This window comes from Neisseria sp. P0022.S010, from assembly GCF_051956635.1.
This window is the reverse complement of the sequence record NZ_JBQCXF010000573.1, coordinates 1-1,823: the sequence shown is the minus strand read 5'-3', so window position 1 is coordinate 1,823 and position 1,823 is coordinate 1. Positions and strand designations below refer to the sequence as shown.

General features: G+C 47.7%; 2 protein-coding genes. One reads left to right on the top strand and one right to left on the bottom strand.

What is annotated here, in order from left to right; all coding sequences use genetic code 11:
- Positions 1–4: 4 nt before the first annotated feature.
- Complete coding sequence (locus tag ACTHUT_RS19530) at positions 5–718, top strand: S24 family peptidase (RefSeq protein WP_049322698.1); 714 nt, start codon at positions 5–7, stop codon at positions 716–718.
- Positions 719–998: 280 nt separating this feature from the next.
- Here the strand turns inward: ACTHUT_RS19530 and ACTHUT_RS19525 are convergent, their stop codons facing one another.
- Entirely contained in the window at positions 999–1,784 is a 786-nt protein-coding gene (locus tag ACTHUT_RS19525; protein ID WP_250600862.1) for an endonuclease/exonuclease/phosphatase family protein, read from the bottom strand.
- Positions 1,785–1,823 lie beyond the last annotated feature (39 nt).

Sequence of the window (1,823 nt, the reverse complement as noted above, 5' to 3'; positions counted from 1 at the left end):
ACATATGACTTTTAAAAGCAGACTTCAGCTTTTATGGCCGGATTCGACATTGGAGGATATAGCCTCCAAGATAGATATGTCCTACATGGGACTGAATAAGGTATTTGCTAAAGATGGTTTGCCAAAGGCTGAAACACTTATAAAAATTCAAGAAGTTACCGGCTGTGATTTAAACTGGTTACTGACCGGCAAAGGTTTGCCGTTTGCTGACAAATCAAGACCGGAGAACGTTGGAGCATTCCCGGTATCCAATACCGGCTCAGGCGCGGTGGATACCTTGGGCAATCCGGTTGATCTGCGTGAGTTTGTCTTTATCCCGCGATACAGCGTAGAAGCGGCAGCAGGGCATGGACAAGCAGTGAATGATGAAAAACCATTATTCTGCATGGCTTTCCGGAGATACTGGATAGAAAACTACGTTACCCGGCAGACAGACAAGCTCTCCGTAATCGCCGTCAAAGGCGACAGCATGGAAGGCATCCTGAACCACGGCGACAACATCCTAATCAACCACGCCGAAACCGAGCCGCGCGACGGCCTGTACGTCCTACGCATAGGAAACGACCTGTTCGTCAAAAACATCCAACGCCTGCCCGGCCGGCTCTTGGTTAAATCCGCCAATCCTCTCTACGAACCTTTTGAAATCGACCTCACAGCCGACAACACCGATACAGCCATCATCGGCCGGGTAGAATGGTTCGGCCGTACCGTAAACTGATTTTAAAACCCTCTTAAAATAGTTTTAAAAAATTCCCAATCCCGTCAACTTCAAACAAAAAACCGCGCATTCCGGCGCGGTTTTGTGAAAAAGCTGGCGTAACTTTTCCAGATACAAAAAAACGCCGAAATCCACGTCTTTCCGAGATTTCAGCGTTTTTTTACTCTATTTATTCCTTGTGCAAAAACTAACAGTCCCCCACATTTGGTCTCAACTATCTGAGTGAAAAAACTTTTTCTTTCGATACATTACCAATAGCGCTTTAACAAAGATTTCAGCCTTACATTTTTCTATCTGATTTCATATTCATTTTACGATGCGGCCTAACCGTTACACTCAATGGCAGATGATCTGACAAATGCTGCCAGTCTTTACCGTTGTGGATTTCAGAATCAATGACATCAAGGTTGCGCGTGTAAATGCGGTCGAGGCTGAGTATGGGCAGGCGCGAAGGGAAGGTTTTGGGGCGTTTGCCTGTATTATCGACGAATACTTCGTTCAAATCTAATGCCCTACCCAGCTCATGGGCTGATTTCTGCCGCCAGTCATTAAAATCACCGGCGATAATCAACGGGCTTTCCGGACAAATATATCGGCCAACGTAGTCGCTGATGGCACGGTATTGTTTGAGGCGGTCCGGCTCGCGCAGGTTGAGGTGGACGCACAAACACACCAGCGGATCTTCCCAACCTTCGGGCACGACTTCGCAATGCAACAGGCCTCGTTGTTCAAGTTTGTTGACGCTGATGTTAAGGTTGTTTTCCGTTTTCAGCGGCAGGCGGCTGAGAATGGCGTTGCCGTGATGGCGTTTAGGATAGACGGCATTTTTACCGTAGCTGCGATGATAATCGAGGCTGTCGCCGATGACGTCATAATGCGGTGCATCAGGAAAGTTGGTACGGCGGCTTCTGTTGAGATGTTGTCCTTGGACTTCTTGTAAAAACAAAACGTCCGAACCCAATGCACCCAGCGCGTCAGCCATGCGGTTGACCTGCACTTTACGGTTGAGCGCAGACATGCCTTTGTGCATATTGTAGGAAGTAATGGTAACTGGACGGGGAGACATGATGTGTGATGAAGCGGTTTATTTGTTTCAGTATAGCAC

What these genes read in the sequence shown, in the direction of transcription:
- ACTHUT_RS19530 (WP_049322698.1), top strand. Translation starts at nt 5, where the DNA reads ATGACTTTTAAAAGCAGACTTCAGCTTTTATGGCCGGATTCGACATTG.
- ACTHUT_RS19525 (WP_250600862.1), bottom strand. Translation starts at nt 1,784, where the DNA reads ATGTCTCCCCGTCCAGTTACCATTACTTCCTACAATATGCACAAAGGC.